Source organism: Holdemanella sp. MSK.7.32 (assembly GCF_024460475.1).
GTDB lineage: Bacteria > Bacillota_I > Bacilli_A > Erysipelotrichales > Erysipelotrichaceae > Holdemanella.
This window is the reverse complement of sequence record NZ_JANFYN010000001.1, coordinates 75,333-100,194: the sequence shown is the minus strand read 5'-3', so window position 1 is coordinate 100,194 and position 24,862 is coordinate 75,333. Positions and strand designations below refer to the sequence as shown.

At 34.4% G+C, this 24,862-nt stretch carries 24 protein-coding genes and 1 other annotated feature (1 of these 25 running past the window's edge); of the genes, 22 read left to right on the top strand and 2 right to left on the bottom strand.

The window, feature by feature from the left end:
- Positions 1-25: 25 nt before the first annotated feature.
- From rdgB to NE544_RS00540, 7 genes are all read left to right on the top strand, one after another.
- Positions 26-601 carry an RdgB/HAM1 family non-canonical purine NTP pyrophosphatase gene (rdgB, locus tag NE544_RS00570; protein WP_118115727.1) on the top strand — a complete coding sequence of 192 codons (576 nt, stop codon included), beginning with the start codon at positions 26-28 and terminating at the stop codon, positions 599-601.
- A 1-nt stretch (position 602) separates the two neighbouring features.
- Positions 603-1,124: a tRNA (cytidine(34)-2'-O)-methyltransferase gene (locus NE544_RS00565; protein ID WP_256267982.1), complete on the top strand. Its 522-nt coding sequence runs from the start codon at positions 603-605 to the stop codon at positions 1,122-1,124.
- Positions 1,102-1,635 carry a hypothetical protein gene (locus tag NE544_RS00560; protein WP_256267981.1) on the top strand — a complete coding sequence of 178 codons (534 nt, stop codon included), beginning with the start codon at positions 1,102-1,104 and terminating at the stop codon, positions 1,633-1,635. Before NE544_RS00565 ends, NE544_RS00560 begins: the two co-directional genes overlap by 23 nt.
- Positions 1,636-1,842: 207 nt before the next feature.
- Complete coding sequence (locus NE544_RS00555) at positions 1,843-3,114, top strand: NlpC/P60 family protein (RefSeq protein ID WP_256267980.1); 1,272 nt, start codon at positions 1,843-1,845, stop codon at positions 3,112-3,114.
- 68 nt (positions 3,115-3,182) lie between these two features.
- Positions 3,183-4,382: a pitrilysin family protein gene (locus NE544_RS00550; protein ID WP_256267979.1), complete on the top strand. Its 1,200-nt coding sequence runs from the start codon at positions 3,183-3,185 to the stop codon at positions 4,380-4,382.
- Positions 4,372-5,625 carry an EF-P 5-aminopentanol modification-associated protein YfmH gene (yfmH, locus tag NE544_RS00545; RefSeq protein WP_256267978.1) on the top strand — a complete coding sequence of 418 codons (1,254 nt, stop codon included), beginning with the start codon at positions 4,372-4,374 and terminating at the stop codon, positions 5,623-5,625. The genes NE544_RS00550 and yfmH overlap by 11 nt, the downstream gene beginning before the upstream one ends.
- 174 nt (positions 5,626-5,799) lie before the next feature.
- Entirely contained in the window at positions 5,800-6,108 is a 309-nt protein-coding gene (locus NE544_RS00540; protein ID WP_256267977.1) for a single-stranded DNA-binding protein, read from the top strand.
- A gap of 86 nt (positions 6,109-6,194) precedes the next feature.
- Here the strand turns inward: NE544_RS00540 and rpsD are convergent, their stop codons facing one another.
- On the bottom strand, positions 6,195-6,803 hold the full coding sequence (gene rpsD, locus NE544_RS00535; protein ID WP_117570841.1) for a 30S ribosomal protein S4: 609 nt from the start codon (positions 6,801-6,803) through the stop codon (positions 6,195-6,197).
- A gap of 266 nt (positions 6,804-7,069) precedes the next feature.
- Between rpsD and NE544_RS00530 the strand changes: the two genes are divergently transcribed.
- From NE544_RS00530 to NE544_RS00470, 13 genes are all read left to right on the top strand, one after another.
- Complete coding sequence (locus tag NE544_RS00530; RefSeq protein ID WP_199593085.1) at positions 7,070-8,845, top strand: septation ring formation regulator EzrA; 1,776 nt, start codon at positions 7,070-7,072, stop codon at positions 8,843-8,845.
- A complete protein-coding gene (locus NE544_RS00525) occupies positions 8,845-9,975 on the top strand; it encodes a cysteine desulfurase family protein (protein ID WP_256267976.1) in 1,131 nt (376 codons plus the stop codon). The genes NE544_RS00530 and NE544_RS00525 overlap by 1 nt, the downstream gene beginning before the upstream one ends.
- Positions 9,959-11,149: a tRNA uracil 4-sulfurtransferase ThiI gene (thiI, locus tag NE544_RS00520; RefSeq protein WP_117923944.1), complete on the top strand. Its 1,191-nt coding sequence runs from the start codon at positions 9,959-9,961 to the stop codon at positions 11,147-11,149. The genes NE544_RS00525 and thiI overlap by 17 nt, the downstream gene beginning before the upstream one ends.
- Positions 11,150-11,214: 65 nt before the next feature.
- Complete coding sequence (locus NE544_RS00515; RefSeq protein ID WP_256267975.1) at positions 11,215-11,988, top strand: methyltransferase domain-containing protein; 774 nt, start codon at positions 11,215-11,217, stop codon at positions 11,986-11,988.
- Positions 11,957-13,453, top strand: coding sequence for a 23S rRNA (uracil(1939)-C(5))-methyltransferase RlmD (rlmD, locus tag NE544_RS00510; RefSeq protein WP_256267974.1), 1,497 nt, complete (start codon positions 11,957-11,959; stop codon positions 13,451-13,453). Before NE544_RS00515 ends, rlmD begins: the two co-directional genes overlap by 32 nt.
- A gap of 354 nt (positions 13,454-13,807) precedes the next feature.
- Complete coding sequence (locus NE544_RS00505) at positions 13,808-15,730, top strand: FAD-dependent oxidoreductase (protein ID WP_256267973.1); 1,923 nt, start codon at positions 13,808-13,810, stop codon at positions 15,728-15,730.
- 8 nt (positions 15,731-15,738) lie between these two features.
- Positions 15,739-17,742 carry a bilirubin reductase, long form gene (bilR, locus tag NE544_RS00500; protein ID WP_256267972.1) on the top strand — a complete coding sequence of 668 codons (2,004 nt, stop codon included), beginning with the start codon at positions 15,739-15,741 and terminating at the stop codon, positions 17,740-17,742.
- A 203-nt stretch (positions 17,743-17,945) separates the two neighbouring features.
- Complete coding sequence (locus NE544_RS00495) at positions 17,946-19,289, top strand: radical SAM protein (protein ID WP_256267971.1); 1,344 nt, start codon at positions 17,946-17,948, stop codon at positions 19,287-19,289.
- A gap of 50 nt (positions 19,290-19,339) precedes the next feature.
- Positions 19,340-20,260: a patatin family protein gene (locus tag NE544_RS00490; protein WP_256267970.1), complete on the top strand. Its 921-nt coding sequence runs from the start codon at positions 19,340-19,342 to the stop codon at positions 20,258-20,260.
- Between the two features lie 51 nt (positions 20,261-20,311).
- Positions 20,312-20,605, top strand: a complete 294-nt coding sequence (locus NE544_RS00485) for a hypothetical protein (RefSeq protein WP_117923966.1) — start codon at positions 20,312-20,314, stop codon at positions 20,603-20,605.
- 2 nt (positions 20,606-20,607) lie between these two features.
- Positions 20,608-21,498, top strand: coding sequence for an O-acetyl-ADP-ribose deacetylase (locus NE544_RS00480; RefSeq protein ID WP_256267969.1), 891 nt, complete (start codon positions 20,608-20,610; stop codon positions 21,496-21,498).
- A 111-nt stretch (positions 21,499-21,609) separates the two neighbouring features.
- Positions 21,610-21,888, top strand: coding sequence for an autorepressor SdpR family transcription factor (locus NE544_RS00475; protein WP_278464257.1), 279 nt, complete (start codon positions 21,610-21,612; stop codon positions 21,886-21,888).
- Complete coding sequence (locus tag NE544_RS00470; RefSeq protein WP_256267968.1) at positions 21,875-22,501, top strand: SdpI family protein; 627 nt, start codon at positions 21,875-21,877, stop codon at positions 22,499-22,501. The genes NE544_RS00475 and NE544_RS00470 overlap by 14 nt, the downstream gene beginning before the upstream one ends.
- Here the strand turns inward: NE544_RS00470 and NE544_RS00465 are convergent.
- On the bottom strand, positions 22,498-23,526 hold the full coding sequence (locus NE544_RS00465) for an Mbeg1-like protein (RefSeq protein WP_256267967.1): 1,029 nt from the start codon (positions 23,524-23,526) through the stop codon (positions 22,498-22,500). The genes NE544_RS00470 and NE544_RS00465 overlap by 4 nt on opposite strands.
- 103 nt (positions 23,527-23,629) lie before the next feature.
- On the opposite strand from NE544_RS00465, the gene NE544_RS00460 reads away from it, so the two are divergent.
- Together NE544_RS00460 and NE544_RS00455 are read left to right on the top strand one after the other, a co-directional pair.
- The gene (locus NE544_RS00460) at positions 23,630-24,187 is read left to right on the top strand and encodes a manganese efflux pump (RefSeq protein ID WP_256267966.1); all 558 of its coding nucleotides are present in this window, start codon (positions 23,630-23,632) and stop codon (positions 24,185-24,187) included.
- Positions 24,188-24,197: 10 nt separating this feature from the next.
- Positions 24,198-24,758 (top strand): TetR/AcrR family transcriptional regulator C-terminal domain-containing protein, encoded by a 561-nt coding sequence (locus tag NE544_RS00455; RefSeq protein WP_256267965.1) that lies wholly within the window; start codon positions 24,198-24,200, stop codon positions 24,756-24,758.
- Positions 24,759-24,798: 40 nt separating this feature from the next.
- Positions 24,799-24,862: a binding site (T-box leader), on the top strand (it continues 148 nt past the right edge of the window).

Genomic DNA, 24,862 nt, shown 5'->3' with positions numbered 1-24,862 from the left:
TTCTATAATATATATCGGTGATAAAATGAAAAAAACAATTTGGATAGCAACGAGCAATGCTCATAAAGTCGAAGAGTTTCAGACGATGTTGAAGGATTGCCAAGTTAAATGCTTAAAAGATCTAGGTCATAAGATTGATATTGTAGAGGATGGTACAACATTTGAAGAGAATGCGCTAATTAAAGCTCGTACTTTATTTAATGAACTTCATGAACCTGTAATCAGTGATGATTCTGGTTTGGAAGTAGATGCGATGGATAAGAAGCCAGGTGTGTATTCAGCTCGCTTTTTAGGGGAAGACACAAGCTATGATATCAAGAATCAATATATTATAGATCAGGTAAAGGGAAAAACGCGTACGGCTCGTTATGTGTGTGTCATTGCCTATATTGATGAAAATGGAAAAGAACATGTATATCGTGGAGAGTGTGAAGGTTTGATTCATGATGAAATGGTTGGAACAAATGGTTTTGGATATGATCCAATTTTCTATTATCCTGAATTTAATACAACACTTGCCAATGTGAGTGAAGAAAAGAAAAATAGTGTATCTCATAGAGGGGTTGCACTTGAGAAATTTTTAAAGGATTGGAGTAAATAATATGTTGCATGTAGTATTGTATGAACCTGAGATTCCTCAGAATACAGGAAATATCATTCGAACTTGTATGGCTACGGGTTCGCGTTTACATTTAATTGAACCACTGGGTTTTTCTTTGGATGAAAAGCATTTGCGTCGTTCAGGAATGGATTATATTAAGGATGCGGATATTCACATTCATAAAAATTGGGATGCGTTTGTGGCTGAAAATCCAAGTGAACACTATTATTTTATGACTCGTTATGGTAAAAAAGCACCTAGTGAATTTGATTTTACTAAAGAAGAAGGCGATGTTTATTTGGTTCTTGGAAAAGAAAGTACGGGTGTTGATAAAAAAATTCTTCAACATCATTTAGATACATGTATGCGTTTGCCTATGGTCGCAAATGCGAGAAGTTTGAATTTGTCCAATTGTGCTGCCATTATCGTTTATGAAGTATTACGCCAACTTGATTATCCTGGACTAAGTACACATGAAGAACTTAAGGGAGAGGATTGGCTTGAAAATCTTAAGATTGATTGATCGTTATGTAGATTCGTTTGAAAAGCGAATCTTTATTTTTATTATATTTATAACAATGTATTGGTTGTGGCAGAATATTTGGCAGTTATTATTATTTTATAAAGTATATTTTATAACTGATTATGAAAGCTTGTTCAATTTGCAGGCGCATCTATCCAATTATGAATCGAGTGTTTTGATTCGTATTATATATTATGTGATTTCAAATCCATCATTGAACATGGCTGGTCTTGTTAGTTGTATAAAATTGATAGACATAATGGGGATTGTAGGATTGTTGATTTTGGCTCAAAAATATCGAATTATTATGATTTTAAATGTATTTAAATACATTTGGTGTACCCTTTGGATTGTAAAAGGTATGAATTCTGCAAGTGTATATTTGGTAATAAATTGTTTAAAATGGCTTTCAATAGGCGGTTTGATCCTTGTTGGTATAGTGATTCTTCAATGGCTTTTTGGCTTGGTACGAATAATCTTAGAACACGATAGATTTGTTCACAATTTGTAGACAACGTTATACATTTTATAAATTATGTACAATTTTTTACAAAATCACACAATTTACCACAATTTATATTGAGATGCTTTATATAAAGGTTATTAAGAAATATTTAAGAAATTAATTACTAAAAAATGCAAATGATTTTTTTGCGAAAATTTGCAACAAAAATTAAATCTTGTTAAACTGCAAGTGTTGTAACGAAGAGGTGATATGATGAATTTTATCGAAAAGCACAGTAAAATTTTAGCCGTAAGCCTATGTCTATTGACTTCTGGACCCATTGTTTCGACAATGTATGCTAAAGAAGTTCAACCAGGATGGCATGGTGAAGGCGCAGATCGTTATTATGTTTTAAAATCAAATCGTCAGACAGCTACTGGTTTAACAAAAATCGATAAGGAACTTTATTATTTTAATAATAATGGAGAAATGCAGTTTGGATGGCAGACTGTTTCAGATGAAACTTACTATTTCCAACAAGACGGAACTGCTGCAACAGGTTCTGTAACTATTCAGGGTAGTGAGTATAATTTCCAAAAAGAAGGTGTCCTTCTTCATGGTTGGAGTAATGATGGTAAATCATACTACGATGAAAAGGGAAACAAAACTTCAACAAACTGGGTTGAAGAAAATGGTTCAAAATATTATTTTGATGCCGATGGAAATTGTGTAACAGGATGGCAGGAAATCGATGGCCAGAAGTATTTCTTTGGTGAAGATGGAAAGATGGCTACAGGTCAATTTGATGTAGACGGAAAAACATATTTCACTCAAGAAGACGGTACTTTCCGTACAGGATGGCAAGAGATCAACGGTCAAAAATTGTATTATGCAGAAAATGGTGAAGTAACTAAGAATCAAATCGTTGAAATCGAAGGTACTAAATATGCGTTCGATGAAAATGGTAATTTGATTAAAAATGCCGAAAAAGATGGATATAAGATTGATGAAAATGGTGTTGCGACTGAAGTAACCCCTTCTGAGGAAACAACTCCAACTCAAGATACAACGACTCAATCTCAGACTCAGGATCCAGCACAAACAACTACTCAAAGCGCTCCAGCACAAACAACTACTCAAAGTGCTCCAGCTCAAAGTACAACAACTACAACACAAGCGCCAGCACAGACATCGACTCCTAGTGCTCCAGCTAATAATTATGTAGCCCCAACCCCAAGTGTGAACAGTTCAGCAATCGCTGCTGCTGCATTAGCACAAGTAGGAGCTACACAAGATTGTACAATGTTAGTAACAAACGCTTTGAGAGCTGTAGGAATTAATTTCCACGGTTGGCCAGAAGATTATTTGAGTCTTGGTACAATTACATCAAGTCCAGTTGCAGGTGACATTATTGTTTATTCAGGACATGTCGCTATTTACATTGGAAACGGACAAGCAGTTCATGGTGGATGGTACGGAAGCCAGACTGTTGTAGCAAGCGTTTCTTGTGACAAGGCATTAATTGGATACGTTCACGTAGGCTAGATTGAATTCTAGCCTTTTTTTTTGTTTTTGTGGTAGAATTATTAATATATTTTCAAGGAGGTTTACTTATGAACTATATACAAACGCAAAAATTTAGTGATGTTTATGTTTCTTGTAAAACCATGATGCCTTTTCATCGAAATACAATCAGTGCCTTAAACGTGCTTGTGTATATGATGAAGGCGAAAACGCAGAAAATGAATTCGAAACAAAAATTAGCTTCTACTTTAAATCGTGCTTATGGAACAAAGGTGTCTTATGGTTTAACATCTTATGGAGATCTTGTTCAACTCGATGTTCGTTTTCAGTTTGTTCGTCCCGACTGGATTGAAGATAAAAGCTATATAGATAAAATTAAAGAGATTATGGATGAAGTTCTATTTCATTCTGTATTGGATGAGGATAACTTTAAGGAGTCTGTGTACTTATTAAAAAATAGATTATTGGCACAAATGGATGATCCTGCTAATTTATCATGTATGTATGCCTTTGAGATGGCACATGATAAACATTCCATTTCAATTCCAGTGCAGGGAAGTTTAAAAGATTTAGAGACACTTACTTTAGACGATGTGAAAAAAGTCTATACGCTATATATGGATATGGCAAAACACTTCTATATCTGTGGTTATGTAACGGATGAATTGTATGATTATATTGATAGTTTAGATTCACATTGTGCTTTTATATCAGAAAGAACATTGCTTCCTGTAGTAGAAACAAGCTATAAAACGTTTGAAAAGGATATTGCGCAAACTTGTATTTCGCAAGTCTATTCGACAGGTGTTGATATTTCAAGTTCGGATTATGAGGCTGAACTAATTTTAAATAGTATTTTGGGGCAAAGCCAGAAGAATTTAATGTTTGATGAAATTCGTGAAAAGAATAGTCTTTGTTATTCTATAAGCTCTTCTATTATTCGCTTTGATGGAGCTTTATTAATTCATACGGGTGTGAATCGTAAGGATGTCACAAAAGTATTAAATTTGATAGAAACACAAATAGATCGATTATTGAATATGGATTATGATGATCGATATTTAGAAATCGCAAAGATGGACTATAAGGACCGTATTATTAGTGGATTAGATCATGCTCAATCTTTGATTGCGCAAGCTTTTTTAGATGATCTTTTACATCGCCAGCTCACGCCTGAGCAAAGAATTGAGAGAATTATGAAGGTGACAAAGGAAGATATTTCACGTGTTGCCTTACGATTGAATTTGGCTTCAGTGGCCATTGTTGCGGAGAAAGAAAATGAATTATAATTTGGATATTAAAAAAGAAACATTGTCAAATGGTTTACAGGTGATTCTTGTTCATAAACCAGATTATCAAAAATCACTATTTCTTTTAGGAGCTAAAGTAGGTGGATTTGATATTGATCAAAGAGTAGATGGGCAAGTGATTAGACATAAGAGTGGAATTGCACACTATTTAGAGCATCAAATGTTTTATTTGGATGGAGAAGATGTAAGTGATTTATTTGCGAACTTACAGTGTTCTACAAATGCATATACGTCTTATACAGAAACGGCATTTTATTTTTCGACTACGGCGGATGTGAAAAAGCCATTAAAACTTTTATTAGATTTTGTTGAAAATTTAGATGTGACAAATGAAACGATTGAAAAAGAAAAGGGGATTATTCTTAGTGAATATGATATGTATCAACAATCGCCTGAACAACGTCTTTTTAAAGAAACTTTGATTTCTTTATTTCAATATCATCCAATGAAAGTGGATGTACTCGGCTCAAAAGAAGATATTCAAGATATGAGCATGGACGATTTAAAACAATTTTATGCATTAAATTATGATCCTAGTAAATTGTGTCTTGTGGGTGTAACTGGAAAAGATACAAATGAAATTATGGATTGGATCAAGGAATGTCAAAAAGATGTGTTGAGTAAGTTAAATAAAAAGATTGAGCGTGTCTTTAAAGAAGAACCAAAGGATGTAAATCGCAAAGAGTATGTCGATCATATGGATATTCATCAGCCATTTGTATGTGTTGGCTATAAGATGGATGCTTGCAAGACAAAGGCAGAAGCATTCGAAAAAGATTTTGCAGTGAATATGTGGTTAGATTCTATTATGGGTCCTTTAAATCCTAAATTTCAGGAATGGCTAGATCAAAGAATCTTTACACAGTTTGTAGGCGCAGAAGCGGACTTTACTTTGGATCATAGTTATATCTTGTTTTATGCTCAAACAGTAAATCCAAATGCCTTTATTGAACTTGTAAACAAGCTTGTCGAGAATAAGTCGATTTCTGATGAAGATTATCAGTCGTTGCATGCACAGGCAATCGCGAATAATTTGCGTGGCTTAGATCATTTTGATGGCTTGGCCAATGATTTACTTCGAAGTCACTTTGAGGAGTATGACTATATTGAAAATTTAAATAGCATTCAAAATATGAAAATTGAGCAGGTACATGCCTATATTAAGGATTTGGATTTCTCACATTCTTGTGTGACAAAAATTCTTCCGAATGACTCTATCTGATCTAATTTGTGTTTTTTTAAACGAATTAGAGGGGAAAAACGCATGTAAAACGTAAAAAAAGACGACCTATAGATAAGATAGGTCGTTTGTTTTATATGTTACATATTTGTAGAATACCATTGAAGAAGGATGGTGATAAATATGGTGGTCAGAATTGAAGGAGGATAATCAATTATGAATGCGTTTAGTATCGTGGGAAGAATTACGGATATGCCCGTATTAAAGGAGGCTAGCAATGGATTAAAGACTTGTGAGCTTCCAATTCGAGTGCAGCGTAATTTTCCAAATTCAGAAGGTGTTTATGAAAGTGATGATGTGGTCGTTGAAGTATGGCGAGGTCTTGCAGAAACTGTAAGTGCTTCGTGTAAGATTGGAGATTATGTAGGAATTAATGGTCGTATTCATTCTCGTAAATACCAGAAGGATGACAGGGTATATCTAAACTATGGCTTTGTAGCTGAAAAAGTTGATTTTCTACGTTGATCAACAGATAAAATACATGAATTAAGAAAACACATCCACAAAAAAAGAAGCGATCAATTCGCTTCTTTCTTGTTCTATGCCTAAGATTAACGGTTGTAGAATTCTACTACTAACAATTCGTTGATTTCTTGAGCTGTGAATAGTTCTTTACGTTCTGGGTAACGAACATAAGTACCTTTCTTAGCATCTTTGTTTACTTCAACAAAATCAACAGTTGCTGTTGCAGCTTCTAAAGCTTCGTTGATTACGCTTAAGTTTTTAGCGCGTTCACGAATTTCGATAACTTGTCCTGGTTTTACTTGGAAACTAGGGATATCTACTTTCTTACCATCTACTAATACGTGTCCGTGGTTTACTAACTGACGGCTAGCACGACGAGTACGTGCAAATCCCATACGATAAACGATGTTATCTAAACGAGATTCCAACATTACTAAGAAGTTTTCACCAGCAGAACCAGCTTTTTTACTTGCTTTTAAGTAAGTGTTGTAGAATTGTTTTTCACTTAATTGGTAAGTGTGACGAATTCTTTGCTTTTCCTGTAATTGGATACCGTAGTTTGTTAATTTTGGACGACGAGCATTTCCGTGTTGTCCTGGAATTGTGTTACGACGAGTTAATTCTTCACCAGTTTCTAATACTGAGAATCCAAGACGGCGTGACTTTTTCCAAACGCTTCCTGTGTTTCTTGACATAATTTTTCCTCCTATTGTTTTATATCATCCACAAAACAATAACAGTACAAATCTTTAAAGGTTGTGTTGACAATGATATTTTCCGCTATCAGCTATTAGCTTACTCATATCGCTTAATAAGGCTGCAACGCATATCCTTTAACTTTGTATGCTGCTATCAATTTATGCCTATGTATCATATCAAAGAACATTAATAAAATCAAGAAAATGATGCAATGATTTTGAAGTTTTGCTATAATAAGAATGGTTTGCAAGGAGGTACCACTATGGATAGTGTTTTGAATTTCTTTCGATCAGTATACGCGTTCATTCGAAATCAACTTTCTGTGACTGTAATTATCTATCTTTGTATAGCAATTCTAGTCTTGATTTTGATTTGGATCATTATGCGTATGATCAAACGTAAAAAGGCGTCGAAACGACTTTCAGATCTTGAAATCGAAATGAATGAAATTCGTAACAATTCCTTGGCCTACAAATTCAACAAAGCATCGGCATTCGCAAGAGTGAATGATGATATCATGGATAAAGTGAAAAGCTTGACTCCAAAATATGATACTTGTCAAAAAAACTTAAGTGCTTGTGATGATTTGTTTAATGAAGCAGATGATTACGTTTCTAGACATCGTCTTCGTAAATCTATGCGAGCTATGGACGATTTAGAAACAATGATGGATGAGACAAAAGAAAGAATTCGTATTGTTACTCAGTCATTAGATCACATCTTGGCTCGTGAAACAGAAGTTCGTGAATCGGCAAATGCTTTAAAAGAGCGTTTCCGCAATGTGAAAACCGTTTACCAAGATAATCGTTCTTCATTTTATGGATCTGTTAATTATGTAGATTCATGCTTAGAGGAAATTGAAAATGAATTCTCTAATTTTGAAGAGTGGATGTTTGCTTCAGAATTTAACAAGGCAAAGGAAGAACAAGAAAAAATCTCAAAAATGGTGGATGAGATTAGCTCTAAAATTGCAGCCTTCCCTGGACTCTATGAAAAGGCCAAAAATGTATTGCCTCGTGCAATTAACGAAGTTCGTTTGCACATTAAGGAATTACAGGAAAAAGATATCGACTTATCTTATTTAGAACCAGAAGAAAAATTAACAACCATTCAAAGTGCTTTGTCTAGTTCAATTGATCAATTGGATGCAGGTGAATTTGAAATGGCACAAGAAAACTTGGAAATCATTGGAGATCACATTCTAGCATTACAAGATGATGTAACGAATGAAAAAGAAGCTTATGATGAAATCCATGTAAGTCTTCAATCTAATTTAGATCTAGTTAATGTCATTGGTCAGGAACTTGAGGAAATTATGGCGCTTTATGCCAATATTAAAGATCGTTTTGGTCTAGAAGATTGGACACACCGCTTCTCTTTGGCACAAATCCAAATGGAAGATTTATCAAATCGTCGTGATGAAATTCAAAAAGAATTGAAGCAAAATCAACGTCCTAGCGTAGATGTAGTTCATGGTTATCGTAAATTTTCAGAAGATGTTAATGAATTCCACGATCAAGTCAAGGATATGAAAGAGATGTTAGTGGGAGCAAGCAGTGATGAATCACGTGCTAAAAAACAATTGACAAAATTACAATTGATTTTAAATGAAGTACGTTTAAATACAGTAACACGTCATTTACCTAGTATCTCATCTCAATTTTCTGCAGATTTAAAAGAAGGCGAACGCTTGATTCAACGTGTTCGTGTAGTGTTGGATCACTCACCATTAGATGTACAAACATTAAATGCAGATTTGCAGGATGCCATCGACTTTGTATATAAGTTATACAATAACGCAAACAATTTAGTCGGTGTTGCCGTTATGGTAGAAAATGCGATTGTGTTTGGTAACCGTTTCCGTAGTACGCATGCACAAATGGATTCGGATTTAACTCGTGCTGAGTTATGTTTCCAAAATGGAGAATATACTCGTGCACTTAAGATTGCGATTCAAGCAATCGAAAACATGCACCCAGGAATTTATGAGAAGTTAGTAGCTCAAAAAGATCCTGCAGTCATGAACCAGGTGCAGTAATGATTTATTTTGATAATGCTTCGACAACCTCTGTACGTACAGAGGTTCGTCGTGTTTATGGGCAAATGTTAGAAACTTGTTATGGCAACCCAGATAGTTTGCATGCGGCTGGTCGCCAGGCAAGTTCGCTCATGGAAAAAAGTCGATCAAATATTGCTTCTATGCTTCATGTAGATCCAAGTGAAATTATCTTTACATCAGCTGCAAGTGAATCAAATACTTTAGCTATTGTAGGATATGCCTTGGCCAATGAACATCGAGGTCATCATGTACTCACAAGCAATGTTGAGCATTCGAGTGTTCGTCATGCGATGGAGTTTTTGAAGCGTTTTGGATTTGAAGTTGAATTTCTTCCGATTAATGAAGAGGGAATTGTTACACCAGAATGCTTAAAATCTCATATGCGTAAAGATACAATTTTAGTATCGGTTATGCATGTGAATAATGAAATGGGAGCTATCAATCCTATTTTAGAACTAGAAAAAATTGTACACCAAAATCCAACGTGTGTATTTCATGTGGATTGTGTACAGAGTTTTTCAAAAATTGATATTCCTTTTGAAAAACTAGATATGGCTACGATCTCTGCACATAAGATTCATGGTCTAAAGGGTAGTGCCATTTTAATGAAGAAAAAGAAGATTCAACTTGTTCCAATCATTCAAGGTGGACAACAGGAACAAGGACTTCGTGGTGGAACAGAGAATGCACCGGCGAATATTGTTTTGGCAAAGACAATTCGTTTAGCTTTAGAGGAACAATCAAAGGCTTATGATCATGTTTTAAAAATCAATCAATATTTGCGTGAAGAATTAGCTAAAATCAATGGTGCGCACGTACATTCGCCAAAAGATGCGATTCCTTATATTCTTAATATTTCATTTGATCAAATCACAAGTGAAGTCTTATTGAATGCTTTGGATCAAAAGGGAATTTGTGTATCCGCAAAAAGTACTTGTTCATCACAAAACACGAATGCTTCTGAAGTGTTATTGGCTATGCACAAGTCAGAATTTGATGCGATACATGGAATTCGTTTATCTTTTTCTTATGAGAATACTTTGGAAGAGGCAAAATATTTTATAGAAACATGTAAGGAGATTATAGAGAATTATGGCTTATCGTTATAATCATATCTTAATTCGTTATGGCGAATTGAGTTTAAAAGGAAAAAACCGTAACAACTTTATTAAGGCGCTTTATGACAATGTTCGTAAAGCTTTAAAAGCATTCCCAACATTAGAATTTGAAAAACAGCACGACCGTATGTATATTTATCTTCATGATGAAGATTCTAAACAGGTTAGTGATATTTTAGCTAAAGTTTTTGGAATCTCTTCCTTCTCATTAGCTATTAAAGTGGAACCAGATTTAGATCAAATCATTGATGCTTGTTATGAATCTTTAGATTTAACAACACCAAAAACATTTAAGGTAGCTGCACGTCGTAGTGATAAATTATTCCCATATATTTCAGACGATATTAATCGTAGGGTTGCAACTAAGATTTTAAAGAACAGTGACTGGAAAGTTGATGTTCATAATCCGGATGTAAAAATTGTTGTTGAAGTTCATCAAGATGCAGCCTACATTATGACAGATCGTATTCAAGGTGCTGGTGGATATCCAGTGGGTGTCGGTGGAAAGGCCATGGTTTTATTAAGTGGTGGAATTGATTCTCCAGTTGCCTGCTATTTAATGATGAAACGTGGTGTACACATTGAATGTATTCATTATGCTTCACCTCCATATACTTCACAAAATGCACAAGAAAAAGTAATGGAACTAGCTAGACTTGTATCTGGTTATCAAGGTGATGTTTTAGTTCATGTTGTTCCATTTACAGATCTTCAATTGGCAATCTATCAAAATGCGGATGAAAGTTATGCGATCACATTGATGCGTCGTATGATGATGCGTATTGCGACAGGGCTAGCTAAGAAAAGACATGCGCAAGCTATCGCAACAGGTGAATCGATTGGACAGGTCGCAAGTCAAACTTTAGAGAGTATGCTCGCAATCAATGATGTCACAAATATGCCGATTATTCGTCCAGTGGTTTGTATGGATAAAGTTGAAATTATTGATCTTTCTAAAAAGATTGGAACATATGAAACAAGTATTCTTCCTTATGAAGATTGTTGTACGATTTTTACACCAAAGAATCCAGTTACTAAACCTCGTGTGGATAAGTGTGAAAAATATGAGGCAAAATGGGATTTTGACAAGATGGTACAAGATTGTATAGATAATACAGAAGATATTTGGGTACATCCAGTTAAGGTTGAAGAAGATTTATTCTAAGAGAAGTGAAATATAGCGCTTCTCTTTTTCTTTTATGTTATAATCTTTTTATGTTGATATGTCCGGTGTGTAAAAAGAAACTAATAAAAGAAAATAAAACATTTCGATGCGAAAATAATCATTCTTTTGATTGTGCCAAACAAGGTTATGTGAACTTATCACGTAAACAGACAAAGAATCATGGGGACAATGCTTTAATGGTCAAAGCGCGTACGGATTTTTTAGAAAAAGATTATTATGATTTTATGCGTCAATATGTAAAGGGAAAGGCTAATGGATCTATTTATTTGGATGCTGGTTGTGGTCAGGGTTACTATACAAAAGAGATAGGGGCGAACTTTGAACATAGTTATGGGATTGATTTGAGCAAGGAAGCGATTCTTCATGCGTCTAAACAAGATAAACATACGCAATATATTGTGGGTAGTTTATTTGATATGCCTTTTTTAGATGAGAGCATAGATTGTGTTACAAGTATTTTTGTGCCTTTAGGTCAAGATGAAATTTATCGTATACTAAAAGAAAATGGATATTGGATCGTAGTAGGTCCGGGTCCTAAGCATTGTTTTGAATTAAAAGAAGTATTGTATGACACACCATACGAAAATGAAATGCCTGAAATACTAGAACAATATGAATTGGTAAACCAGGAAATTATTCAGGAAAAAAAGATGGTAGATGATGTATGGTCTTTACTGGAAATGACACCATATCGATATAAAACGAGTCAAGCTGGACTTGATCGTGTAAAACAATTAGAAAGGTTAGAGGTTACGTTTGAGTTTGTTGTAACTGTGTATAAAAAATATGAAAACAACAGTAAAAAAATGGGGAATTAATGGTGAGGGAATTGCGTTCCATGAAGGAAAGCCAGTATTTATTGAAAATGCCATTCCGGATGAAGTCATTGAATTTGATATTAAAAGTGATGAAGGTACTTATTTAGTTGGAGAATTAACTCGTTTAGTTGAACAGAGTTCAAAGCGTCGCTACCCACTTTGTCCAATTTGGAAAGAGTGTGGTGGATGTGCTTTGATGCATGTAAAGTATCCAGCTCAATGCAAGATGAAAGAGGGTAATTTAAAAGAGACGCTGATTAAGTATGCGGATTATAATGGTCGCATTTTACCAATCATAAAGAATCCGGAGCCATTGTCATATCGTAATAGCTGCAAACTTCCTTTTGGTGAAGAATATGGGGAGTTATATACAGGAATGTATGAGCGTGATACAAACCATTTCCAAAAGATGGAAAGATGTTATGTGCATTCAAAATTGTTGGAACAAACGCGTCAGGAAGTTTTAAAAATTATGAATGAGCATCATTTAAAGATGTATGATGATAAAAAGAAAACAGGTTATCGTACGTTGGTCATGAAAGAATTTGATTCTAAGATTCAAATTATATTTGTGACGGGAAAAGAAGATATCAGTGAAGAATTTATTCGTGACGTAACTCAATTAGAGGGTGTTGTTTCGATCTGGCAAAGTGTAAAAACAGAAACAAAGCGTGAAGTATTTGGAGATATGCGTTTTATTTGGGGAGAAGAAAAGATGCATCTTCAATTAGAAGATATTCAATTATCTTTACTTCCAAGATCTTTCTTCCAGTTAAACACGAAACAATCCGTGAATCTTTATAATGTAGTTAAGGATTGGATGCCAAGATCCAAGACTACGGTTGAAGCCTATAGTGGTATTGGTGCCATCAGTTTATTTGTGAAAGATAAAGCTGAAGAAATCATTGGTGTTGAATCCATTCAGGATGCGGTTGATAATGCCAATGAAAATGCGATATTAAATCATGCAGACAATGTATCTTTCATTTGTGAAGATGCGGGTAGTGCCTTAGCACATTTAGTGCAAGAAAAAGAAGTGGATACATTGATTGTGGATCCGCCTCGTTCTGGTTTGGATGATACAATGAAGGAAACTATTTTAAAATCAAAGATCAAAACGATGATCTATGTATCTTGTAACCCAGCTACTTTGGCTAAAGATTTAGGCGTATTAAAGAAAGAGTATCGTATTGTCAAGATTCAACCAGTCGATATGTTTAGTCAAACTCCACATGTAGAAAGTGTTACACTACTTGTTCGTAATGATGACTATAAACCTAGACGTCGTTTTGATGATCGAAAAAACCGTGACTTTAAACCAAGACGTAGATTCGATGATGACAAATCAAGACGTCGCTTTGACGATAAAAAAGATGGCGACTATAAGCCTAGACGTAGATTTGATGATGATCGTAGATCAAAACGTTTTACAGATGACAAACCAAATCGAAGATATGGTAAATAAAACATGTAAGGATTTCAGGAAAATGAAACTGAAGTCCTTTTCTTATTTATTAGAAATTTGTTTCCGAGAATCTTGGCACTTCAATGATGAGAGTTTCAAATGGGGATGACAGTGAATTAGAACCTATTGTGACAATCAATGATAAAATGTTGTACTAAATCATTGTTAAGGATACCTAACTAAAAAAGTTCACAAATTAACTAAATAGATAGTTTTATGTTAACAAATGCGTTATAATAGTGATAGCGTATTCTTTTTATTTTTTAATTCATAATAATATACAAAAAAAGAGATAGGCTTTTTGCGTCTATTTGTGAGTAAAATAACAAGAATCTATGAGGAGGAGTTTAGAAAATGAATAATTTTCCACATTTATTTGAACCAATTGAGATTGGAAAAACAACAGTAAAAAACCGTATTTTTATGCCACCTATTTCAACAAACATGGCCGATAAAGGGTATGTTACAGATGATTTAGTGGCACACTATTCTGCACGTGCAAAAGGTGGAGTTGGACTTATCGTTACTGAAGTTGTAACTGTAGAACCAACTTATGTATATCTTCCAGGAGACATGTCAATTTATGATGATAGTTTTATTCCAGGATGGAAAAAATTGGTGGATGGCGTACACCAATATGGAACTAAAATCTTAGCACAATTGTTCCACCCAGCTTATATGGCATTCCCAGTTCCAGGAACACCTCAATTGATTGCACCAAGTTGTGTGGGTCCTTACTATGCACAAAGTGCCCCTAGACCTGCAACAATTGAAGAATTACATACAATCGTTGATCAATTTGGTCAAGCAGCTCACCGTGTTCAGATTGCTGGTGGTGATGGTGTTGAAATTCAATGTGCTCATGCCCACGGATTATTAGGTGGTTTCTTAACACCACTATATAATAAACGTACGGACGAATATGGTGGAAATATTGATGGACGTTTACGCTTATGTTTAGAAGTAATCGCATCTGTTCGTAAATATTGTGGAGACGACTTTATTATTGATGTTCGTATTAGTGGTGATGAATATAGTGAAGGTGGATTGACATTAAATGATCAAATCTATGTTTGTAAACAATTAGAAAAAGCCGGAGTTGACTTCATTCACGTATCTGGTGGAAACACAATCAAACGTGGATCAAGTATGCCTGCTCCAGGTACAAGTCCAGCACCTCATGCTCACTCAAGTGAAGAAATTAAAAAGCATGTAAATATCCCAATTGCGACCGTAGCTCGTATTAATGAACCATGGATTGCCGAAGAATTAATCGCAAATGAAAAATGTGATATGTGTATGATTGGACGTCCAAACTTATGTGACAGCGAATTCGCAAATAAAGCATTTGAAGGAAAAGTAGACGACATCCGTCCATGTATTGGATGTGGACGTTGTTTAACAGGAATTATGATGGGTAAACGTATTGGATGTACAGTAAATCCAAGCGTGGAAGATGATACGATTGCACCTGCTGAAACTAAGAAAAAAGTATTAGTTATCGGTGGTGGTCCTGCTGGTATGGAAGCAGCTTATGTTGCCAAAAAACGTGGACACGAAGTTGTTCTTTGTGAAAAATCGAATGAACTTGGTGGACAATTAAGACTTGCGGCTGTTCCAATCGCGAAACAAGAATTGTGTAAAGTTATTAAATTTATGATTCGTCGATTAGATCATGAAGGTATTGAAGTTCGTTTAAATACAGAAGTTACAAAAGAAATGCTTGAAAATGAATTTAAAGATTACGAAATCGTATGTTCAAGTGGAGCTACACCAAAAGAAATTCCACCATTCAAAGTATTCAAAAATTGGATGACTGCAGACGATGTATTATCTGGAAAGAAATATCCAGGACGTAATATTGTTGTATTAGGTGGTGGAAGTGTTGGATGTGAAACAGCCGATTATTTAGCACCATTAATCAATGACCTATTCCCAATGAATCGTAAGATTACATTATTAGAAATGACAAACAACTTAATGCCTGGTGAAGGTGGAGCTGCAAAATCTAGATTGACTCAAAGATTGATGCAGAAAGGTGTTCGTATTGAATTAAATGCACAAGTAACAAATGTGGATGAAGAATCTATTACTTACGTAAAAGAGGGTGTTGAACACAAAATTACAGAAGCGGATACTTTAATTTTCGCTGTCGGATATGCGCCTAAGAAAGTGGAAGTGGAAGCTGAAAATGTACACTATATTGGGGATTGTGAAAAAGTAGGAACTTTAAAAGATGCGATCACAAATGCGCATGAAATCGCAAAAAATATCTAGGAGAAAATATGACAAGTAAATTATTACAACCAATTCAAGTTGGTAACTTAACTTTTAAAAATAGAATTATGTTTCCCCCTTTGACAACAGGATATGAAGAAAGAGACGGATCGATTGGGCCTCGTTCATTAGCTTTTTATACAAGACTTGCACAAGGTGGATGTTCTTATATCGTTATTGGTGATGTGGCTCCTGTTCGTACGGCAAGTCCTACACCAAAACTATATGATGAATCGCAAATTGAAATGTATAAAAAATTAGCGGATGCCTTACATGAACACGATTGTAAAGTAGCTTTACAATTGTTCCATCCAGAATATGATGTTCAAGGCGTTGGGAAAATGATCATGGAAGCTGGAATTGCTGGTCAATTGGCGGCAAAAGCGAAGGCTGCAAATGATGTAGAAGAGGCTGAAAAACAACAAAAGATCTGTGATGAATTGACAAAGGGTGCATACGCAAAATTACATCATGATATGCAGCACTTTGTGACGGAAGCAAGTGTTGAACAATTAACAGCTATTAAAAATAGTATTGCTGAATGTGCTAGAAAAGCGCAAAAAGCAGGTATTGATGCGATTGAAATTCATGGTGACCGTTTACTTGGTTCATTATGTTCAACAGTGTTAAATCATCGTACAGATAATTATGGTGGTAGCTTAGAAAATCGTACTCGTTATGCATTAGAAGTTTTACAAGCCATCAAAGAAGCGGCTCCATCCATGATGGTCGAATATAAACTTCCAATTATTACAGTTAATCCAGATGGATCTTTACGTGGTAAAGGTGGTTTATTGGAAGATGAAGCGGTTGAATTCGCAAAAATGTTAGATGCAGCAGGCATTGATATGATTCAAGTGGCTCAAGCTAACCACACAGGAAACATGGGCGATACAATTCCTCCTATGGGTGCTGTTCCTTATAACTGGACTTTAGGTGCTTGTGAAAAAGTGAAAGCCGTTGTACATTGTCCTGTGGCAACAGTGGGGCGTGTAGTCAGTGTTGAAGCTGGTGAAAAGATTTTAGAAGATGGTACAGCTGACATGATTGGTTATGGAAGAAGTTTATTAACAGATCCAGATATCGCAAATAAAGTAGGCTCAGGTGAATGTATTCGTGAATGCTTGAACTGTAATAAAGGTTGTGTAGATGCCATCCAATCTCGTCGTTACTTAAGCTGTGTTTTAAATGCTGAAAATGGAGATGAAGAAACAATTTTCATTAAACCATGTACAGAAACTAAGAATGTCGCAATCGTAGGTGCTGGTCTTGCCGGATTAGAAGCAGCTCGTGTAGCATATAAACGTGGACATACAGTGACAGTGTTTGAAAAATCAGATCGTTTAGGAGGACAAATCAATATTGCGTCAGTTCCTCCAAGAAAAGATGAAATTTTACGTTCGGTTCAATACTACGAAAAATTCTTGCCTGGTAAAGTGGACATTCAATTAAACCATGAACCAACAATGGAAGAATTGAATGGATTTGATCATGTAATCTTGGCAATTGGTGCTCACAATATGGATCTTCCTATGTCGGTAGAAAATTCAAATGTAGTATCCAGCTGGGATATCTTGAATGGTCAAGAAGTATCTGGTAAATGTGTTGTTTTAGGTGGAGGTTTAGTAGGTGCTGAAACCGCTGAATATTTGGCAAATAAAGGTCTAGAAGTTTCAATTGTAGAAATGATGGATAAAATTGCAGCACAAGAATCTGAAACTGTATTACCTTTGATGGAAGCTGATTTTAAAGAACATAATGTTCAAAAATTTGTGAATACACGTGTTAGTGAAATTAAAGATAATGTAATCTATGCAGTGAATACAAAAGATGAAACAAATGTTGAAATTGCAGCAGATACAATTGTAAATGCATTAGGTTCTAAAAAGAATGTATTTGACGATAGTAAGTTAAGTGTTCCATTTACTTATGTAGGAGACTGCAGCGGTGAAAGAACAGCAGATATCGCAAGTGCAATTCGTACAGGGTATAAGGCTGCCAATGAAATTTAAGAGGGTGTTTAAAACGCCTTCTTTTTTTGACATAAAAATGACTGTGGTTCATAAATATATAAATCATATATAATATATATCTCAAAGCGGTATAAAAATAATGACCATAGCTCATAAATTTTTACATATTTGAAAATTTGTCTATTAAAAATATATTTTTAAAGAACTAGAATGAAATTATAAATGAAAAGGGAGGAAGAGTTATGAATTTTAGTTCTTTACAGAGTAGTGTTCAAAAGTTTGGTATGAATCAAGCTTTGAAGTATTTGGAGAAGGATCCTGAAACCAATATTCCTAAATTAATGAATTTAGTAGATAAGGTTATGCCTGAAGGTTGGTATGGTTCGCAGCGTAAATTGATTCGTGAACAAATTGATGAAAAAGGTGTTTGGTATGACTACATTTTAAAGTTGTATGATTTGGATGCAGGCGTTCGGCAGACTGTATTTAAAAACTTTATTTTTAATGCGTCTTTAAATGGTAGTACAAAACAAGAGGAATTGTCAGAAAAATATAATTGTAATATTCCTTGGGCCGTATTATTAGATCCAACATCTGCATGTAACTTACATTGTACAGGTTGTTGGGCTGCTGAATATGGACATCAATTAAATTTATCTTTAGATGATATTGATTCGATTATTCGTCAAGGAAAAGAATTAGGTACTTACATGTATATTTATACGGGTGGAGAACCTTTAACACGTAAAAAGGATGTGATTAAGATTTGTGAAATGCATCCAGATTGTGCTTTCTTGTCTTTTACGAATGGTACATTGATTGATGAAGAATTCTGCCAGGATATGTTGCGAGTTAAAAATTTTGTGCCAGCCATTAGTTTGGAAGGTTTTGAAACAGCGAATGATTCTAGACGTGGTGAGGGTTGTTACAATTCTGTAAAACGTGCCATGGAATTATTAAAGAAACACAAATTGCCTTTTGGAATTAGTACTTGTTATACAAGTGTAAATTATAAAGATATCGCAAGTGATGAATTCTTTGATTTAATGATAGATGCAGGTGCTTTATTCTGCTGGTTCTTCCACTATATGCCAGTAGGAAATGGGGCTGTAAAAGAATTGCTTCCAACACCAGAACAAAGAGCGTATGTTTATCATCAGATTCGTAAGTTCAGAAGTGAAAAACCAATTTTTACTATGGATTTCCAAAATGATGCGCAATATGTGGGTGGATGTATTGCTGGAGGAAGAAGATATCTTCATATCAATGCCAAGGGCGATGTAGAACCATGTGTATTCATTCATTATTCGAACAGTAACATTCACAATACAACATTACTCGATGCACTTAGATCTCCTTTATTCCAGGCTTATCATGATAATCAACCATTTAATGAAAATATGTTAAGACCTTGTCCAATGTTAGAAAATGCAGGTCGTATTCAAGAATTGGTGAAACAAAGTAAAGCGGTCAATACAGATTATGAATCCCCAGAAGATGTGGATCACTTATTGGAAAAGACGGTTCCATATGCAAAAAACTGGAAGCCAATGGCTGACAAGCTTTGGAATGAACAAAAAAAGTAGACAAATTAAAAAAATGAGTATAAAATTTTCAGCTAAGAAGGAGGGATAAAATGAAGAAAAATAATAAGCGTTTTTCGGGAATATCCAAACTTCCAAATGGAAATACTTCAAATAAAATTGTACCAGGATGTATTGTCCTCGAAGGCGGAGCTTTTCGAGGCCTCTATACTTCAGGGGTATTAGATGCTTTAATGCAGTTTGAAATCAATATGCAGTGTACAGTAGGTACAAGTGCAGGGGCACTAAACGGATTTAACTATGTGGCTGGTCAAATTGGTCGTAGTGCTAGAATTAATTTAGGGTATCGCCACGATTCTCGATATGTTGGTTTAGAAGCTTTTAAAAACAACAAGGGAATCATTGGCTTTGATTTTTTGATGAAAGGAACTCAATATTTTGATCCATTAAATACACCTCGTTTTATGAATCCAACGCGTGATTTTATTGCGGTATGTACAAATTGTAAAACGGGAAGGCCCGAATATTTTAGTAAAAATAAAACGCAGGATATTTTTAAAGCTGTACAAGCCAGTGCAACCATGCCTTATGTTTCAAAGATGGTTGAAATTGAGGATGGCTTATACTTGGATGGTGGCTGCAGCGATAAGATAGCGTATCAATGGGCGTTGGATCATGATTATGAGAAAATCATTGTGGTTCGTACACGTCAAAAAGAGTATCGAAAGAGTGAAACAAATCCTTTGGTTCAAAAAATGACAAAAAGATTGTATGCAGGCTATCCCGCTTTAGAACAGAAGTTGGAATTGATGAATAGTGACTACAATAGACAGTGTGATGAATTAGTAAGGCTTGAAAATGAGGGAAGAATCTTTACGATTGCCCCAAGCAAGCCTGTGAATGTATCGCGTGTAGAGGGGGATGTGGATAAACTCGCTGATCTTTACTACATGGGATATTTGGATGGTTTGAATCAGATTCAAAGAATAAAAGAATATTTAGAAATTGATTAAGAGGCGATGCCTCTTTTTCGTTTTGTGTTAGAATAAGTGTAGGTGATTTTTATGGTACAAGAAAGACAACAAGAAATCGTAAATGAATTATTAAACTATATGGATACATTAGAAGATGGTAGTGAAGTCAGCACTTGGGATTTAATGGATGAAGTATTTAACTATCAACGCTTTAATGATGGGTATTGTTTTAATGATTTTAAAATTAGCGAAGAAGAATTTATTTCGTTAGATTCACTATTAAAGGAAAGTGCAATGAAAGAAGGATTCTTTATTGATGACTCCATTTATCAAGATGTGATTGGGGCTTTTCCTTTTAGTTTGACATTTGTAGTAAGGAAATAGGTATGGAAAAATTAGAAACATTGATTCAAGAATTATATCAAGAGGGGACTCGTGAAAAAAATATGGAGGTTCTTTCGCATATTCGTAAACTGGCAAAAGAAGAAAAACAATTTATTATTCCTGTCGGTGATGCAAATGGTGAAAAGGTCTATCGAAGATTATCTTTAGATGATGGTCAAGATGTATTTGTAGCTTTTACTACACAGGCTCAAGTGGATTTGGGTCAGGCTACAGAAACATTAAATCAAAGTGTGATGGATGTATTAAATATGGTGCATGATACACAAGGTGTAAGTGGAGTTGTATTAAATCCTTGGAAAGATTCATATTTTTTACCAAAGGTTTTAATTGAAATGATTTTAGACAATAAGAATCTAGAGAGTGAAATCAAAGTAGTAAAAGGAGATATTACTACTTTTGATGGAGATTGTATTGTCAATGCAGCGAATGAATCGCTTTTAGGTGGCGGCGGTGTAGATGGCGCTATTCATAGAGCGGCAGGCCCTAAATTACTTGAAGAGTGTAAATTATTAAATGGCTGTCATACAGGTCAGGCCAAGATTACTAAGGGGTATGATTTAAAGGCAAAGTATGTAATTCATACTGTGGGACCCATTTATTCAGGACAACATGAAGATGAGCATATGTTAAGAGATTGTTATTGGAATAGCTTAACGTTAGCTAGAAAGTATGATATTCATACGATTGCATTTCCAGCTATTTCATGTGGCGTTTATGGCTATCCAGTAGAAAAGGCTGTGCCATTAGTATTAAAGACAATTGCGGATTGGTTGGATGCGAATAGTGATTATACAATGAAAATCAGTTTGTATTGTTTTGATGAAGAAACGACAAAGGAATATCAAAAATATACAACGTATCAGGGAGAATAGTCTTCCTGATTCTTTTTATTATCTATTTAGAAAAAATTCTAAATAGGATTGCAATATTATGGAAACGATGTATAATCTATTTAGAAATATTTCTAAATAGGTGGTGATATTTTGTTTGAAAAAACGTTTAAAGCACTAGGTGCTCCAGTCAGAAGAGACATTTTGAGTTTATTAAAAAAAGGCAAGATGTCAGCTGGAGATATCGCAAGTCATTTTGATATGTCTCAGGCAACTGTTTCTTATCACTTATCCTTATTAAAGGATGCAGGTTTGATTTGTGAAGAGAAGGATAAAAATTTTATCTTTTATCAAATTAACGCATCTGTTTTTGAGGAGATGTTGTGTTATTTTAAATCTTTTATTGGAGGGAATGAAGATGTTGAAAAATAAATGGTTTATGTTTAGTTTAGCTTTGTTTGTGATTCCATTCGCTTTGAATCTGGTTTTCTATAGTCAACTACCGGATGTTGTACCAACCCATTTTGATGTGAATGGACAAGTCGATGGTACAATGCCTAAGTTTATGGGGTTGTTTGGCATGTTGTTTTTGTGCTTGGCAATTCATGTATTTACTTGTTTTGTGACGATAAAAGATCCAAAGCGAAATAATATTCCAGATTTTATGATGAATATTTTATTTATGATTTGTCCTGTCGTTTGCATTGTGACAAATATGACGATTATTTATTTTGGTTTGGGCTACTCGTTTGATGTTGGTTTTGTGATGAATATTCTTGTTGGTGTATTATTAATTGTATTAGGAAATTATTTGCCAAAAGTAAAACGGAATTATGCGGTTGGAATTAAAACTTCATGGGCATTAAATAGTGATGAAAACTGGGTGTTGTCAAATCGTGTGGGTGGCTATTGTATGGTGATAGCTGGAATCTTATATATAGTACTTGGATTACTTGGTTATATGACAATGGGCATTGTTGTGATTCTTGTAGCGACTATTATTCCGTGTATCTATAGTTATATATTATTTAAGCGAGGAATTTAGAATCCTCGCTTGATTTCATTATGAATACATTTGAATAAGACTTGAATCGTTTCACTAATCATTTTCTTCGTTTGACCATCCATATTTTGAATGGATTTGATCATTTCAGCTATATCGATATTCTTCCTTAAATCTTTTGGGTTTTCATAATCTGAAAAGATAGAGTAAATGGTATCAATAACTTGTTTGCGGGTATTGACATCAATAGATTTAAGCCATTTTGATAGTGTGGATTGTGTATGTTTGGATAGTTGATCATTTTGTTTGAGATAGATAAAGTCTCCGTTTTCTACGCACCACGTAAATGGATCGTGTTGAAGGATGGATATGGCACTACTTTGGATGATTTGATAATTATGTGTTTCTTCAAGTAAGAGTCCAATAACACTCGATTGTGGTATGGTTTTAAATACTTTCTTATCGGTTTGATAAGGTGTAAGAAATCCAGGTCCATCATGATTGTATATACAATAAATGGGGTTGTGTGTATGGATACCGGCATATAGGGCAAGATTTGCTCCTTTGGAGTGTCCTCCTAAGATGAGCTTGTGATTTGTCTTATAGTTATTCACATAGTTTAAGGCAGAAATTTGACTTGGAATATTTTCTTGAAAACATAGATTAAAATCTTCTTTCCATCCTACAAAACTTGCGTCTGTACCGCGAAAGGCAATGTAGTCTGTTTGGTTGGGTAAATGAAAAGTCATAGCACAGAATTGTTTTTCATTATCTTTGTCAAAATTCGTTTGTAGATGAGAAATGGTAATGGATTCATAACGAAGGGAGTGTATGCACTGAAGGAATAATTCTTCGTTTAATTCAGGTACTCGGGTATCGATGCATAAAGTATCAATTTCATTTTCAAAATCGCTTAATAAATGGATTTCAGATTCGATGTCAATGCTTGAGTTTTCAAATTTAATATAGGAAATTTGTGAAAGAATCAAAGAGTCCACGTTATTAAATGGATATTCTTCAAGGGTTAAATTTCCGTATTCTTTAATGTAGTCAATGATGTTTTTCATAGCTTTATTGTAGTTCAGAAATACATTTATTGAAATATGTTCATCGATAATTTTAAAATAATCCAAGTTCGTATACAATAAGGTTAGTGAAGGTGGATTGTATATGTTGATATTTGGAATTTTGTGTATTTGTTTGAGTTTAGACGTATTTGTATGTGCACTAGAACAGGGGGCTTCAATTCGTAATATTCGCTTTTCAAAAGCATTGGTTTATGGATTGATTTTTGCGCTATGCAGTTCGGGTATGTTTTTATTAGGACATGAAATGTCCACATATATTTTTGGACGTCCATTGGCAACATTGAATAAATATGTTGCGATATTTGTCTTTTTGATTCTTGGAAATGGAATGATCATTTATAGTTTTAAGCGTGGAAAGTTTGTGGAAAGGCTACAAGAGTTTGATACAAAACAAATTATTAAATTGGCTCTTATTGGAGGACTGGACTGTTTCTTTGTTGGAGTTGGCTGTTATTATATGAATCTTCCTTATTTGATGGAGTCTTTAGTCTTATTTTTAATTGTACTTGCTGGCTATATGATTCACTTCTATATTGGATATTATAATGGGGCCGGATATCAAAAGGCTTATTATTTTCTTTGCGGTGTCGTATACTTATTTATGAGCTTATCATTAATTTTTAAATTAATTCGATTGTAGAGGTGATTTCATGACGTTAAATGAAAAGGTGACAATGAAAGATCTTCTGAGCGAGGGATTGTATATTTTGATGCAACAAAAGCCTTTCGAAAAGATCACAATCAAACAGATTTGCGATAAAACAGGTGTTATTCGTGGAACTTTCTATAATCATTTTATGGATAAGTATGAGGCTTTAGAATACTTGATTCATCGTATGTTTTATAAAGGGATTGAGCATGAATCCAATCCTCAAATTATAAAACACATCTTTCAGACTGTAAGTGATAATCGTGATTTCTTTAAGTCTTGTTACAGAATCACAGGACAGAATGGGTTTGAAGATTTAATGAGTAATGTGTTTAAAGAAATATTTAGAAATGTATTTTCTTATTTAGATGTGAGTGGGATGGATTCAAGATTTACAGTAGATTTTTTAGTGGATTATTATGCGAATGATTTGTTATACTTTTTAAAGTATTGGATTTCTCGTAATTTTGAGCCGGATGTAGAAACATATTATGCCAAGATCGATGTTTTATTTAAAAACAGTATTAAAGAATTAAATATTCGATATATGGATAAATCTTAAATTGACAAATTGTGTATTGTCTAGTAGGATAAAAGCGTATAAAAAGGCAATGAAGAGGGCGAGTACCTTTTAGAAATACTTTAGAGAGCTTTTGGTTGGTGAAA